The 14,266-nt window shown below is 68.2% G+C and carries 16 protein-coding genes; 5 read left to right on the top strand and 11 right to left on the bottom strand.

Translation table 11 applies throughout. From position 1 onward, the window contains the following. Window positions 1-154: 154 nt before the first annotated feature. From sepX to ACYVN4_RS39975, 4 genes are all read right to left on the bottom strand, one after another. Complete coding sequence (gene sepX / locus ACYVN4_RS39990) at window positions 155-1,195, bottom strand: divisome protein SepX/GlpR (protein WP_460728581.1); 1,041 nt, start codon at window positions 1,193-1,195, stop codon at window positions 155-157. A 204-nt stretch (window positions 1,196-1,399) separates the two neighbouring features. Further along, window positions 1,400-2,050 (bottom strand): GNAT family N-acetyltransferase, encoded by a 651-nt coding sequence (locus ACYVN4_RS39985; protein ID WP_460728580.1) that lies wholly within the window; start codon window positions 2,048-2,050, stop codon window positions 1,400-1,402. A gap of 9 nt (window positions 2,051-2,059) precedes the next feature. After that, entirely contained in the window at window positions 2,060-3,319 is a 1,260-nt protein-coding gene (gene glp, locus ACYVN4_RS39980; RefSeq protein ID WP_379359900.1) for a molybdotransferase-like divisome protein Glp, read from the bottom strand. Window positions 3,320-3,407: 88 nt separating this feature from the next. Beyond that, complete coding sequence (locus ACYVN4_RS39975) at window positions 3,408-4,331, bottom strand: UTP--glucose-1-phosphate uridylyltransferase (RefSeq protein ID WP_460728577.1); 924 nt, start codon at window positions 4,329-4,331, stop codon at window positions 3,408-3,410. A 198-nt stretch (window positions 4,332-4,529) separates the two neighbouring features. Here ACYVN4_RS39975 and ACYVN4_RS39970 point away from each other — a divergent pair, with 198 nt between their 5' ends. The 5 genes from ACYVN4_RS39970 to mscL all read left to right on the top strand — a co-directional run bounded on the left by ACYVN4_RS39970 (window position 4,530) and on the right by mscL (window position 8,388). Continuing rightward, the gene (locus tag ACYVN4_RS39970) at window positions 4,530-6,173 is read left to right on the top strand and encodes a purple acid phosphatase family protein (protein WP_460728575.1); all 1,644 of its coding nucleotides are present in this window, start codon (window positions 4,530-4,532) and stop codon (window positions 6,171-6,173) included. Between the two features lie 23 nt (window positions 6,174-6,196). After that, window positions 6,197-6,781 (top strand): 5-formyltetrahydrofolate cyclo-ligase, encoded by a 585-nt coding sequence (locus tag ACYVN4_RS39965; RefSeq protein WP_460728573.1) that lies wholly within the window; start codon window positions 6,197-6,199, stop codon window positions 6,779-6,781. A 70-nt stretch (window positions 6,782-6,851) separates the two neighbouring features. Beyond that, on the top strand, window positions 6,852-7,157 hold the full coding sequence (locus ACYVN4_RS39960) for an FmdB family zinc ribbon protein (protein ID WP_460728571.1): 306 nt from the start codon (window positions 6,852-6,854) through the stop codon (window positions 7,155-7,157). 94 nt (window positions 7,158-7,251) lie between these two features. After that, window positions 7,252-7,899, top strand: a complete 648-nt coding sequence (locus ACYVN4_RS39955; protein ID WP_460728569.1) for an SAF domain-containing protein — start codon at window positions 7,252-7,254, stop codon at window positions 7,897-7,899. An 87-nt stretch (window positions 7,900-7,986) separates the two neighbouring features. Further along, a complete protein-coding gene (mscL, locus tag ACYVN4_RS39950; protein WP_460728567.1) occupies window positions 7,987-8,388 on the top strand; it encodes a large conductance mechanosensitive channel protein MscL in 402 nt (133 codons plus the stop codon). Between the two features lie 75 nt (window positions 8,389-8,463). Here mscL and ACYVN4_RS39945 read toward each other — a convergent pair whose 3' ends face one another. The 7 genes from ACYVN4_RS39945 to ACYVN4_RS39915 all read right to left on the bottom strand — a co-directional run bounded on the left by ACYVN4_RS39945 (window position 8,464) and on the right by ACYVN4_RS39915 (window position 14,259). Beyond that, window positions 8,464-9,144, bottom strand: a complete 681-nt coding sequence (locus ACYVN4_RS39945; RefSeq protein ID WP_460728566.1) for an MspA family porin — start codon at window positions 9,142-9,144, stop codon at window positions 8,464-8,466. Window positions 9,145-9,208: 64 nt separating this feature from the next. Beyond that, window positions 9,209-9,886 carry an MspA family porin gene (locus tag ACYVN4_RS39940; RefSeq protein ID WP_460728564.1) on the bottom strand — a complete coding sequence of 226 codons (678 nt, stop codon included), beginning with the start codon at window positions 9,884-9,886 and terminating at the stop codon, window positions 9,209-9,211. A gap of 363 nt (window positions 9,887-10,249) precedes the next feature. Next, window positions 10,250-10,921: an MspA family porin gene (locus ACYVN4_RS39935; RefSeq protein WP_379359918.1), complete on the bottom strand. Its 672-nt coding sequence runs from the start codon at window positions 10,919-10,921 to the stop codon at window positions 10,250-10,252. Between the two features lie 60 nt (window positions 10,922-10,981). Continuing rightward, on the bottom strand, window positions 10,982-11,653 hold the full coding sequence (locus tag ACYVN4_RS39930; protein WP_460728562.1) for an MspA family porin: 672 nt from the start codon (window positions 11,651-11,653) through the stop codon (window positions 10,982-10,984). Window positions 11,654-11,900: 247 nt separating this feature from the next. Continuing rightward, window positions 11,901-12,143, bottom strand: a complete 243-nt coding sequence (locus ACYVN4_RS39925; protein ID WP_460728560.1) for a hypothetical protein — start codon at window positions 12,141-12,143, stop codon at window positions 11,901-11,903. Further along, window positions 12,140-12,634, bottom strand: a complete 495-nt coding sequence (locus ACYVN4_RS39920) for a MogA/MoaB family molybdenum cofactor biosynthesis protein (RefSeq protein WP_460728688.1) — start codon at window positions 12,632-12,634, stop codon at window positions 12,140-12,142. Before ACYVN4_RS39920 ends, ACYVN4_RS39925 begins: the two co-directional genes overlap by 4 nt. A gap of 98 nt (window positions 12,635-12,732) precedes the next feature. Further along, window positions 12,733-14,259: a S1C family serine protease gene (locus ACYVN4_RS39915; RefSeq protein ID WP_460728686.1), complete on the bottom strand. Its 1,527-nt coding sequence runs from the start codon at window positions 14,257-14,259 to the stop codon at window positions 12,733-12,735. Window positions 14,260-14,266: the final 7 nt, after the last annotated feature.

Here is a 14,266-nt window from a genome sequence, read left to right as displayed (position 1 = left end):
TATGCGCAGCTTCGGAATTGATTCGATCGGAACTCGGCGAGAACCCGAATCCTGCGATAGCAAAAGGCTATTCACAACTTGGCGAGTCGACACAGGGGGAAAGACAGTGAGAGGGCTCCCGGTTGCCCGGGAGCCCTCTCACTGGTCGACGCTGTTATTCGCCTACTGCGCGACGTTCGCGGCCGCCGGTGGCGCGCTGGCGGGTGGCGCGGGCCTCGGCGGCGTCGAAGAGTTCGAGGTGCTCGAAGAGGGGGTCTTCGTCGTCCGGTTCGACCAGGACCGCGCGGCGGAGTTGGGTGCGGGTCTGTTCGCGGTCGGGGCGGGGGCGGTCGCGGGCGGGGGCCTCGTCCTCGGCGTCGAGGCGCTTGCGGACCGTGCGGGCGGCGCGGCGGCGGCGGATGTCCGCCTCGATGCGCACCTGTCTGCGTAGGTAGCCGAGATAGCCCACCAGGCCCGCCGCGGACAGGCCGCACAGCACCCACAGCAGCGAGGTGATGGCGAAACCGGCGGCGGCCAGGATCAGGGTGGAGAGCACCAGGCCCAGGACGGCGCGCTGGCGGAAGGTGTAGCGGGCCGCGCGGGCCGCGGCGTCAGCCTCGGGGTCGAAGCCGCCACGACCGCGCCGGGAGGGCACGAAATCCTCGTCGTCGGAATCCGATTCGGGCTCCGGGGCGAGCTCCGGTTCGGGTTCGAGGAGTGCGGGCATCCGGACCCGCTGTGGTGCGGCGGGCTCGGGGTCGGCCGCCGCGGCGGCGGGCTGTGCCGCCTCCGGCTCGGATTCGGCTGTCTCGGAATCGGATTCGGGGCTCGCCTCCGGCTCCGCGGCCACGGCCACCGCTTCCGCCTCGGGGGCGGCCGCTTCGGTGGTCGCCTGGGCCTCGCCCGCCAAAACCTCGGTGTCGACTTCCTTCTCGTCCGATGCAGCCACGCTGTCGTCCGATCTGGTCATCCGATCCTCCGGATCCTCGCTCGGGTGCTGAAGCTTCCTGCGAACCGGCACGTAGTCCGGGTCGGTGTCATGTCCGGTCGCCGGACCTTTCTTAGCGCTTCGCTCGGCCCCACCACGATGCAACACCCGTGTGGACAGGGCGGCGTCGGTGTGCTGACGGATTCGTGGATGACGGTTGGCCAGCATGGGAAACAGAACGAAGACCCAGAGCACCACCAAACCGATCCACAAGATCGAATTCGGCATTGCCGTCACACCTCCGTCCCGCCCAGATCGTTGTCCCTTCGACGTGCCCCGCTGCACCTACCGGTTGGTAGGCGGACGCACCACCGACGTCCGTAGGTTAATTCCACCAAACCGGAATTCCCCACAGGCGCGCCGATCACACCCGCAACACTAGTCACAGGAGTGGGGTACGAAAATCTCACGGCCGCACTGCACAGCGACTTATCAGGCTTTGGTGGCGCGCCCGGCGCGAATCAGCCTGTCCACCACCGTGCCCGAGACCTCCTCGACGGTCATGCCGACCAGCAGATGGTCGCGCCAAGCCCCGTCGACGTCCAGGTAGCGCTGCAGCAGTCCTTCCTCGCGGAAGCCGACATTGCGCAGAACCGCCTGGCTGGCAAGGTTTTCCGGCCGTACGGTGGCCTCCACCCGGTGCAGGCCCACCTCGCCGAAGCAGTGGTCGAGGCCCAGCGCGAGCGCCGCGGTCGCCACCCCTTGACCGGCCAGCTCGCTCGACACCCAGTACCCGATCCACGCGGAACGCAGTGCGCCACGGACGATATTGCCCACCGTGAGCTGCCCGCTGAACTGACCGTCGACCTCGATGACCAGCGGAATCATGGCACCGCGCCGGGCTTCCGCCTTGAGCGCCGACCACAGCGCGGGCCAATTGCTGGAATGGTTGCGCGCCTCCCACGGGCCACGGCCGGTGGGCTCCCACTTCTCCAGATAATCCCGGTCCCGCACCCGGATTCGGCTCCAGACCGAGGCGTCGCGCAGGCGGATCGGACGCAGCGTGACCACACCGGCCGCACATCGCACCGGACCCAGATGCGCCGGCCAGCCCGGATGCTGGGCGGTCCGGAAGACGTTCATGTCCACGCCCTACCCTCGCTGTGCCAGGAACGCGACCCGCACCTCGTCCCCCGTACGCACCTCCGTGACATCCGGATCGATGACGATGAGGCTGTTGGCCTCGGCCATGGTCGCCAGCAGATGCGAGGACGCGCCGTTCGGACCCCCCAGCGGCTGCACCAGATAGTCACCGGTCTGCTCGTCACGCATGAGCTGCGCGCGCAGATAGCCGCGGCGACCCGGAATCGAGGCGATCGGCAGGATGGTGCGCGCCCGCACCACGCGGCGCATGGGATGGCGGCGGCCCAGCGCGATCCGGATGAGCGGTCGCACCATGACCTCGAAAACCACCAGCGCGCCAACCGGATTCGAGGGCAGCAGGAAGGTCGGCACCTCGTCGCGGCCGAGCAGACCGAAGCCCTGCACCGAACCGGGATGCATGGCGACGCGGGTGATCTCCAGCTCGCCCAGGCCCTCCAGGGCCTCGCGCACCTGCTCCGAGGCCCAGCCGCCGACCGCGCCCGCGATCACCACGACCTCGGAGCGAACCAGCTGGCCCTCCACCACATCTCGCAGCCGCTTGGGGTCGGCGCTCACGATGCCGACCCGGTTCACGTCCGCGCCCGCGTCGCGCGCGGCGGCGGCCAGGGCGTAGGAGTTCACGTCGTAGACCTGGCCCGGACCGGGCGTGCGATCGATGTCGACCAACTCGCCGCCCACCGACAGCACCGACAGCCGCGGGCGCGGATGCACCAGCACCTTGTCCTTGCCGACCGCGGCCAGCAGCCCCACCTGGGCCGGGCCGATGATGGTGCCCGCGCGCACGGCCAGATCGCCGGGCTGCACGTCATCGCCGATGCGGCGCACGTAATCGCCCGAGCGCACCGACTCGTAGACCTTCACCCGAGCCCGGCCGCCGTCGGTGTTCTCCAGCGGCAGTACGGCATCGGCGAGGGTCGGCAGCGGCGCGCCGGTGTCGACCCGCACGGTCTGGCGCGGCTGCAGGCGAATGGGCTGCCGCGAACCCGCGGCCACCTCGCCCACCACCGGCAGGCTCAGATCCACCGAATTGCCGTCCTCGTCACGGATACTCGCGCCGGCGCCCGCCACATCCACACTGCGGACGGCATATCCGTCGATGGCGGCCTGATCGAATCCGGGCAGCGGACGCTCGGTGACCACGTCCTCGGCACACAGCAGTCCCTGGGCCTCGCTGATCGCGACCCGGACCGGCCGCGGGGCCACAGCCGCGGCGGTCACCTTGATCTGCTGATCCTCAACCGAGCGCATGCCGCCCTTCCGTTGTCTCGCCCGCCGCGCGGTCCCTCACGTGCACCGCTGCGCGGACCCTCATCTGCACTGGTCTGTTCGGGTGCGGTCAGCCGTGCGTTCCGGCCCGGCCGAGTCGCTGTTCGAGCCACTCGCGCAGGGCGGGACCGTATTCCTCGCGCTCCAACGCGAAATCGACCGCAGCACGAAGATAACCGCCCGGGTTGCCCAGATCGTGTCGCGACCCACGATGCACCACCACGTGCACCGGGTGGCCCTCCGCGATCAGCAGTGCGATGGCGTCGGTCAGTTGCAGTTCGCCGCCCGCGCCCGGGGTGATGCGGCGCAGTGCGTCGAAGATGGCGCGGTCCAACAGGTATCGCCCGGCGGCGGTGAAGGTGGAGGGCGCGTCCTCGACGGCCGGCTTCTCGACCATGCCCCTGACCTTGAGGACGTCCGCGGGAGCGCCCGGCAGTTCCTCGACATCGAAAACGCCGTAGGCGCTGACCTCGTCCTTGGGCACGTCGATGGCGCACAGCACCGAGCCGCCGCGTTCCGCGCGCACCTGGGCCATCAGCTCCAGCACGCCCGAGGGCAGCACCAGGTCATCGGGCAGCAGCACCGCGATGGCGGTCTCGTCGTCGTCGAGCGCCGATTCCGCCTGTGCCACCGCGTGACCCAGGCCCAGCGGCTCCTCCTGCACGACCGAGGTCACGTCCAGCAGCGCGGGGGCCTTGCGGACCTTCTCGAGCAGATGGAATTTGCCGCGCTCGGCGAGGGTGCTCTCCAGCACCAGGTCCTCGACGAAATGCGCGACCACGCCGTCTTTTCCGGGCGAGGTCACGATCACCAGCCGATTGGCGCCGGATTCCGCGGCCTCGGCGGCGACCAATTCGATGCCCGGGGTGTCGACCACCGGCAGCAGCTCCTTGGGGACCGTCTTGGTCGCGGGCAGGAACCTGGTGCCGAGCCCCGCCGCGGGTACCACCGCGGTGCGGAAGCACGCATCGGCTCCGCCGCCGTTAGCTGTCATGAATTCACCCTATCCATCCGTGAAAAGCTCGAAGCGGCTCGTGGCCGCCTCGATATCCCCGAGAGCCTAAAGGTCGCGGCGGTGAAGGGCGCATCGAACGCCGGACCGAGTCTCATCTGGTAGACCGACCTGTTTATTTCATTTCATGTTCGCCACGCCGTGACCTTCGCCGTACCCAGCGGTTGTTAGCTGACACCTATGACCGACCGTGAGGATCCCCACAGCTCCAATCACTCGGAAAACACCGTCGCACCGGACGCTCCCGCCGCCGGACTCAGCCGCCGTCGGCTGTTCGGGGCGTCGGCGATCGCGGGCATCGCCGGACTCGCCGTCGGCGGGGGCGGCGCGGTCGCCCTGCGCGGCAGCGACACCTCCAACGCCGCCGCCTGGCCGCGCTCGGCCGAACTGGTGACCAGCCCGGATCGAGCTGCCGCGCCGCGAGTTTCGGGACTGCACCTGCAGTTCGGCGCCGACGCCTCCCGCGAGGTCGTGGTCACCTGGCACACCACCGGATCGGTCGACAAGCCCACCGTGCGCTACGGCACCGCCGACGCCGGGTTCGGCAAGAGCGTGCAGGCCGAGACGCGCACCTACCGGGATGCCAAGTCCGGCATCGAGATTCAGGCCCACCACGCCCGCATCACCGGCCTGTCCCCCGACACCGACTACGTGTACGCCGCCGGGCACGACGGTGCGCCGCCGGAACTGGGCACCATTCGCACCGCACCCGCCGGGCGCGCCAAGTTCCGCTTCACCAGTTTCGGCGATCAGGGCACCCCGACGGTCGGCAAGATCGTCGACGGCAAGGCCCTCAACGACAACCTCGGCTCCCAGTACGCCGGGGATGTCACCTCGGCCGTGGAGTCGCTGGCCCCGCTGTTCAATCTGATCAACGGCGACCTCTGCTACGCGAATATCGCCACCGATCGCGTGCGCACCTGGAACGACTACTGGACCAACAATTCCCGTTCCGCGCGCTACCGGCCCTGGATGCCCGCGCCCGGCAATCACGAGAACGAACTCGGCAACGGGCCCATCGGATATCAGGCGTTCCAAACGTATTTCAGCGTGCCCGACGCCGGAGCCGAGGACCACGCCAAGGGGCTGTGGTACTCGTTCACCGTCGGCGGCGTGCGTGTCATCGCCGTCGCCAACGACGACATCTGCCTGCAGGACGGCGGCAACAGCTACGTCAAGGGCTACTCCGGCGGGGCCCAGAAGCGGTGGCTGGAAAGCGAATTGACCAAGGCTCGCGCGGACAAGGGCATCGACTGGGTGGTGGTGTTCATGCACCAGGTCGCCATCTCCTCGGCCGACAAATTCAACGGCGCGGACCTGGGCATCCGGCAGGACTGGCTGCCGTTGTTCGACAAGTACCAGGTCGACCTGGTGCTGTGCGGGCACGAACACCATTACGAGCGATCCCACCCGGTGCGTGGCACCACCGGATTCGAGACCCTCACCCCCAAACCCGCCGACACCCGCAAGGACGTGGTGGACACCACCAAGGGCACCGTGCACCTGGTGATCGGCGGCGGCGGCACCTCCTCGCCGTCCAATCAGCTGTTCTTCCCGGGCGACAAGTGCCGGGTCATCACCTCCGTCGGCGACGTGGACCCGGCCACCGGCAAGAAGGCCCCGGTGTACGTGCTCGAGGACGCGCCCTGGTCGGCCTTCAAGGACGCCGCGAACGCGTACGGCTTCTGTTCCTTCGACGTGGACCCGGGGCAGCCGGGCGGCAACACCACGATCAAGGGCACCTACTACGCGATCACCGGGCCGACCAGCGAGCTGAAGGCGATCGACACCTTCACCCTCACCCGCCCCCGCTCGGACCGCTGAGGCCCGCTCCCTAGGGTGGGAGCGTGACGGGCGAACGGGACAAGCGAGCGTGGCGCGCGGAGATCCTCGCGGCACGCAATGCCCTCTCGGCGGAGATCAGGGAGCGCGAGGCGGCGGCGCTGGCCGCGGCCGCCTCGCGACTCGGCGGTGACGAGTGGGTGTGCGCCTACGTCCCCGTCGGCGGCGAGCCCGGATCGCTCGCCATGCTGGACGCGCTGCGGGCCACCGGGACCCGGGTGCTGCTCCCGGTGACCGGCGAGCCCGGCCCGTTGGAGTGGGCGGAGTACACCGGCCCGGAAGGCTTGCGGCGCGGGCGCTTCGGCCTCCGCGAACCCGAAGGCGAGCCGGTCGCGAATGGGATCGCGCGCGCGACGACCATTCTGGTTCCGGCATTGGCGGTGGATCGGCGGGGAGTCCGATTGGGGCGCGGGGCCGGTTATTACGATCGCAGTTTGGGCGCCCGCCGCGCCGATGCGCGATTGGTCGCGGTGGTGCGTGACGACGAACTCGTGGCGCGTTTGCCGGAGGAGTCCCATGACCACAGAATGGGATGGGCACTGACCCCGTTCGGCGGGCTGCGGCGGCTCGAAGATCACATCGGGAATTGACACCCGATTGGCAGCGTTGGCACTGCCAGCTGTAGAGTGCCAATTCGACGAAGAGCGTGGAGGTTACCCGATGCCTACTTACTCGTATGCATGCACCGAGTGCGACAACAAGTTCGACATCGTGCAGTCCTTCTCCGATGACGCACTGACCACTTGCGATCGCTGCAACGGCAAGCTGCGCAAGCTGTTCAACTCGGTCGGCATCGTCTTCAAGGGCAGCGGGTTCTACCGCACCGACAGCCGCAACGGCTCCACCTCGTCCGAGCCGGCCAAGGCGCCGAGCACCGACGGCGGCAGCTCCAGCACCCCCGCGTCGAGCAGCACCACCTCGACCCCGGCCGCGTCGAGCACCCCGAGCAGCACCTCCGCCGCGTAAGCCACTTCTCGTCGTTATCCACAGCCGGGCCGTTCTCCACAGCCCGGCTTTTTGGCGCGCGTGTCGGCCTGGGCTCGGTCCTACGCTGCCCCCCATGACGCGATCGATCCGAGCATTTCTGCAGGAGATCCGTGGCCGCCTGACCGGGGCGGACGCCACGCGAGCGCGGCGCGCGCTGGCGGTCGGGCTGCTCGCGCTGTCCGCTCTGCTGGCCGTCCGCGCGGACCCGGCGGCAGGGCATTCCGACGTCCTGGTCGCCGCGCGGGACCTGGCTCCCGGTGAGGTACTGGCCGACAGCGATGTGCGGATCGCGCCGCGGGAGACGGCGACCCTGCCCGCCGGGGCGCTGCACGCGGCCGGACAGGTGCGCGGAGCCACGCTGGCGGGCGGTCTCGCGGCCGGGGAGATCGTGACCGAGCTGCGCGTGGTCGGATCGCGTCTGGCGGCGGTGGCGGCGGCCGCGCCCGATGCGCGCATCGTCCCGATTCGCCTGGCGGACAATGCCGTTGCCGAGCTCCTGCGGGCCGGTGACCGGGTCGACGTGGTCGCCGGGGCCGACTCCGGCGGTACCGGTCGCCCGGCTCGGCTGCTGGCCTCGGACGCGGTCGTGGTGCTGGTGTCGGGCGCCGACGGCGGGCGCGGGCGCGCCGACCGGGTGGTGCTGGTGGCCCTGGACGCCCGCCGCGCCACCACGGTGGCGGCCGCCTCGCTGCGCACGGCGCTCACCGTCGTCTTTCATTGAATGAACTAGCATCGCCGTACAGCCCCAATTGCGCCCTACACCCGAATACCACTGCGTTCGATCAGCTCGAGTAGAGGAGTTTCGGCAATGCTCAAGGGTTTCAAGGACTTTCTGCTGCGCGGCAATGTCGTCGACCTGGCCGTGGCCGTGGTCATGGGTACCGCGTTCGTCGCCATCGTCACCGCCTTCAGTGACGGCGTGATCAATCCGCTGCTGGCATTGTTCGGCGGCACCAATCAACTCGGTCTGGGCTTCCAGCTGGTGGCCGACAAACCCGCGACCTTCGTGGCCATCGGGCCGATCATCACCGCGGCGCTCAACTTCGTCATCATCGCGGCGCTGCTCTACGTCGTGCTGGTGGTCCCGGCCAACAAGGCCAAGTCGCGCTGGGGCAACAAGGACGACGCCGCGCTCACGGATAACGAACTGCTGCACCAGATCCGGGATCTACTGGCCGAACGCAGCGCCGGTGGCAAACACGAAAGCTGAAGCCGGACAACGCAAACGGGCCCGGTGCGTAAAGCACCGGGCCCGTTGGTATTTCAGCTTCTCAGCTCAGGCGGATCAGCCCAGGCTGAAGGGCTGGCCCCACAGGGTGACCCAGCTGATCACGTTGTCGGTCTCGACCTCGACGCTCACGAAGGCGCGCGCCTGGGCGTAACCGGCACAGCCGTTCAGACCGATGGTCTCATCGGACCAGGTCACCGAGCCACTGTTGCCGGTGAACTTGTTGCGGGTCTTGTGGCTTTCCTTGCCGTAGTCGTCCGGCACTTCCTCATCGAGGATGTAGAACGACTTGGCCTGGCCGGGGCCGAGGGTCAGGTTGGCACCGGTGTTGGCGCCCGCCTGCGGGGTGACGTTACCCGAGTTGTCCCAGCTCGCACCGCCGGTGGCGCCACCGTTGACGTTGCCGCCATCGATGGTGACCTGGCAGCCGACCACGTAGCCGGGGAAGATCTTTCCGCCGGTGGCGGAGGTGTCACCGGAGATGGAAACCTGCGCCGAGGCCGAGACCCAGGCGTTGCGGTGCACGGGGGTGGCACCCATCGAACCGGAGATGTTGGCGGACTCGCCGACCAGGTTCACCGTGACAACGGTTCCGTCGGAAAGGGTTTGAGTGATCGATCCGCCCGGCAGCGGAATGAAGGTGTCGGCGTTGGCAGCGCCGGGAGCGAACAGGCCAAGAGCGGCGGTAGCGACGGCTCCTACACCGGCCACCCGACCCACGGTCTTACGGATGTTCATTTGGTTGTCCCTCGAAGATTCGAATCGCTTGCGCGAGAAAGGATTTGGCGGGGTGAAGACCACATCAGCCGATGCTGAAAGGCTGGCCGTAGAGGGTGGTCTTGGAGTAGTCGTTGCCGATGACCTCGACGGTGGTGTAAGCACGCGCCTGGGCGTACCCCGCGCAACCCTGGATCTGCATCTCCGCGTCCCGGTACTCGACCGAGTAGGTGCCGGATTTGGTGATGTCCTTCGAGTCGATCTGAACGAACGCGACCTGGCCGGGGCCGAGGTTGACGCCGAGCGAGCCACCGACGCCCGCGCTGTTCAGGCTGACGTTGCCGGAGATTCCGGCAGAAATCGCGTCCTCGCCGATGCTGATCTGGCAGCCGACGATGTAGCCGGTGCTGATGATCGACGTGCCGTGGGTGGACGAGTTGTTCGAACCCGGGCTGTTGGTCGGGCCGTTCCACGGACCGGTGGTGCCGTCCGGAGTGTCGACGACGGCGCTCGCGGCGCCGCTGACCCACACGACGCGACCCGCGCCGTTGGCGGAAAGCGACGGCGAGACGATCGCGTGCTCTCCGGTTCGGGTGATTGTGACGGTGCCCGCCGGGTTCACCTTCTGGCCGTCCGGCAACGGCACGAAGGTGTCAGCGTTAGCGGCACCAGTGGAAAAAAGGCCGATGGCCACGGCCGCGGCCGCGCCGACGCCCGCAAAACGGGCCGCGACGCGCACACCGTGGGTGCGGTTCTCGCTCATACTTCCCCTCATCAGGTTTCTAGCGGTTCAACCTCGACCACCGAGGTTGAAATGGGACTCTTGCGAATCCCCTGGGACCCTTGCGAATCCCCGGTAGAGTTTGTCGCCACATTGTTGCCACTGTGTTACTGGTAACAAATTCTTTTCGCGTAGCGACGGAGGGCACTTTACATCACCGCTGTGAGCTTTGAGACGTGAGCGAACAGGATCGGTCACGCATCGAGACAAACCCGCAGGTATGTCGAGAAAGTCGTGGATAGCAAAAGGGGCCCGGTGCTATTGCACCGGGCCCCTTGGGCATTCCGCTGAGCGGAAACTGATCAGGCCAGAGCTGACGGGTTCTCAGTCAGAGCCGATCGGTTCTCAGCCGAGGCTGAAGGGCTGACCCCACAGGGTGTAGGCCGTGATGACGTGATCGGTCTCGATCTGGACCGCCACGAACGAGCGAGCCTGCGCGTAGCCGCCGCAACCGTTCAGGTTGATGGTCTCGTCCGACCAGGTCACCGAGCCGGAGTTGCCCGAGAACTTGTTGCGCACGTAGTGCGCTTCCTGGCCGTAGTCGTCCGGCATTTCCTGATCGAGCAGGTAGAAGGCCTTCGACTGACCGGGGCCCAGGGTCAGGTTGCCACCGACATTGGCGCCGGCGGTCGGGCTCGAGCCGTCGTAGTTGGCGCCCACGCTGGGGCCGCCGTTGGCGCCGCCACCGGAGATGTTGACCTGGCAGCCGACCACGTAACCGGGCACGATCTTGCCGCCGACGGTGCCGTTGGTGCCCGACAGCTGCACCTGCGCGGAGCCGGAGGCCCAGGCGTTGCGGTGCAGCGGGGTGGCGCCCATGGACGGGTTGATGTTGGCCGACTCGCCGGTCATGGTGATGGTCACGACGGTGCCGTCGTCCATGGTCTGGGTCATCGAGCCGCCGGGCAGCGGGATGAAGGTGTCGGCATTGGCAGCGCCGGTCGAGAACAGGCCCAGGGCGGCGGTGGCGACAGCGCCGATCCCGGCGGCCCGCGCCATCGTCTTACGAACGTTCATGATTTTCCCTCAAGGGTCGAATTCGCTTACGCGAGAAATGAATCGGGTAATGACCACACGTCAGCCGAGGCTGAACGGCTGCCCGTAGAGGGTGGTCTTCGAGTAGTTGTCGCCGATGATCTCGACCACGGTGTAGGCGCGCGCCTGGGCGTAGCCCGCGCAGCCCTGCACGTCGACCGGCACGTCCTTGTAATCGATGGAGTACGTGCCCGAGCTGGGGATGTCCTTGGAGTTGACCTGCACGAAGGTGACCTGGCCGGGGCCGAGGTTCAGACCGATCGAGCCGCCCGCGTTGGCGCCGGTCAGGCTCACGCCACCGGAGACGCCCGCGGAGATCGCGCTGTCGGAGATGTTCACCTGGCAGCCGATGATGTAACCGGTGTTGACCTGCGAGGTGCCGTGGGTCGAGGAGTTGTTCGAACCGGGGCCGTTCTTCGGGCCGTTGTTCGGGCCGACCTTGCCGTCCGGGGTATCGACATTGGCGATGACCTTGCCCGAGAGCCAGGCGGTGCGTCCCGCGCCGTTCGCCGACAGCGACGGCGAGATGACGGCGGACTCGCCGACTCGATCGATGGTGACGCCCGCGGCGACCTTGTGACCGTCCGGCAACGGTACGAAGGTGTCGGCGTTGGCGGCGCCGGTGGACATCAAGCCCAAGGCCACAGAGGCGGCCGCGCCCACACCCGCGATACGGGCGGCGCGCCGCAAACCGGCAGTCCGGTTGTCGCTCATAGTTCCCTCATCAGTTTTCATGCGGACAACCCCGACCACCGGGGCTGAAGAGGTCGCTACGGCTCGGCATTCCTATCGGAAGCAACGCTCGAGCACGCAACACAAAACCGATAGAGCCGTAGCTTTGTTGACCCGATGGAGACCTTAGCCACAACAGCTACCAAATGGCAACAGAATCATTAAGGACACGCCAAATCCCGCCGTGAGAGCAATGGCAAATTCTCAGCAGCCGGGATAAGAACGTGATTCAGCCGTGATGCGGCGGGACCTGCGAACGCAGCCAATCATCGGAAGTGCCACCGGAATCGGGCTCGGGAGAGCGCTCGTCGGTGGTCGTGGACGGCAGTTCGTCGCCGAAGATGCGCGCCAGACGGGCGCGCTCGGCAGGTGTCAAACGACGAGGCCCCGCCCGGCGCTCGGCCGGACGGGGCGACTCGGTGGAACCGGAGTCTGTCGACTCCGTGGAATCAGGGTTATCGGCGTCGGTCATTCCGACAGGCCGGACAACTCATCGATCACGCGGCTGGCCAGCGGACCCAGGGTCGCCATGCCATCCCGCACCGCGGCCCGCGAGCCCGGCAGGTTCACCACCAGCGTGCTGCCCGACACCCCGGCCAGCCCACGCGACAGGCCCGCGTCCAGCGAACCCGAGGCCAGCCCGGAGGAGCGCAGCGCCTCGCTGATCCCCGGCAGCACGCGGTCGAGCACCTCTTCGGTGGCCTCCGGCGTCACGTCGCGCGGCGACATACCGGTGCCGCCGACCGAGATCACCAGATCGACACCGCCGATCACCGCGGTATTGAGCGCATTGCGGATCTCCACCTCGTCGGCCTGCACCGAGATCGAGGCGTCCACCAGGAACCCGGCCTCGGTCAGTAGCTCGGTGACCAGCGGACCCAGCGAATCCACCCCGCCATGGGCGGTTCGATCGTCGACGACCACGACAAGAGCACGGCCGGCCACAGCGGCATCGATTTCCATGGTGCTCACCGTAGTGCCTTTGTCCGACAACAGCTCCCAACCCCCGTCCGGGGTGACACGAATCGTCGGTACCGGTTCTCTGCCGTTCGTGCGATTCATCATCGGCCGCCCTCCGCAGCTGCTTCGCCGAGGGTGACCTCGACGGTTTTCGGGTTCTTACCCTGGTCGTCGGTGTAGGTCACCTTGACCTTGTCGCCCGGCCGGTGCGAGCGCACCCCGGCGATCAGTGAGTTGCCCGAATCCACGATCTGGTCATCGATCTTGGTGATGATCGCGTTCTTCGGGATGCCCGCCTTGGCGGCCGGGCCGTCCGGTGACACGTCCATGACGCGCGCACCGTTCACATCGTCCTGCGCCTTCACGGTGATGCCGATCTGGGCGTAGGTGGCCTTGCCGTTCTTGATCAGCTCATCGGCCACCCGCCGCGCGGTGTCCACCGGAATCGCGAAACCCAGCCCGATGGAACCACTCTGCGCGCCCGCGGACTCCGCGGTGCCCATGGTGGCGATGGCGGTATTGATGCCGATCAGCTTGCCGTTCATATCGACCAGCGCGCCACCGGAGTTGCCCGGGTTGATGGCGGCGTCGGTCTGGATGGCGTCGATGACGGTGCCCTGCGAGCCCGGCTCCCCGCTGGTGGAGACCGGCCGGTTGAGCGAGGACACGATGCCGCTCGTGACGGTGCCCGCCAGGCCCAGGGGCGAACCGATCGCCACCACGCCCTGGCCGACCGCCAGATCGGCGGACGAACCCAGGTCGACCGGCTTCAGATCAGCCTTGCCGGTCACCCGGATGACCGCGATGTCCGAGATCGGATCCGCGCCCACGACCGTGGCCGGGGCGGTCGAACCGTCACTGAAGGCCACGGTCAGCTTGGCGTTCTGGCCCGCGCCGCTGACCACGTGATTGTTGGTGAGGATCAGGCCGTCGGTGGACAGGATCACGCCGGACCCCTCGCCCTCGGCCTTCACGCCCGCCACCTGGATCATGACGACGCTGGGCAGCACCTTCTGCGCCACGGCCTGCACCGAACCGTCCGGCGCGGGCTCGGCCTTGCCCTTGCCGACCGGCTGATCGAGGGCGTTGGTCGCCACGCTGTGATTGTTGTTGTGCTCGAGCACCGCACCGACGGTGCCGCCGATGCCGCCGCTGAGCAGCGCCAGCAGCACCGCGCCCGCCACCAGTCCGGCCTTGCCGGAGCGCTTGGGCGCGGGGGCCGCCGCGTACGGCATGCCCGGTCCGCCCGGCGGCATCCCCGGTCCACCCGGTCCCGGAATGACCTGTGTCGGATGTTGACCCGTCGCGTAGGCCGGGTGCTGGCCCGTCGCGTATCCGGCCCCCGACGCCGCATACGCCTGCCCGTACGCCCCGGGAGGCGCGTAGGGCGATCCGACCGGAATCTCCTCCGTCGGATGCTTGCCGCCCCCGTACTGCTCCGAATAGGGCTGCGCCCCACCGAAAGCCGCGCCGTAGGCGGGACCGCCGCCGGGCGCCCAGGCCCGCTCCTGCGGCGAGCCCGGACCCGGCGATGCCGGACCGGGCTGCGCCGGACCCGAACCCGGTTGTCCCGCAGCGCCGTACGCCGCGCCGGGCAGGATCTGGGTGGCCGGGTCGCCGCCCTGCACGTGCGAT

This window comes from Nocardia heshunensis (assembly GCF_054782115.1).
This window is presented reverse-complemented; position numbering and strand designations above follow the sequence as displayed.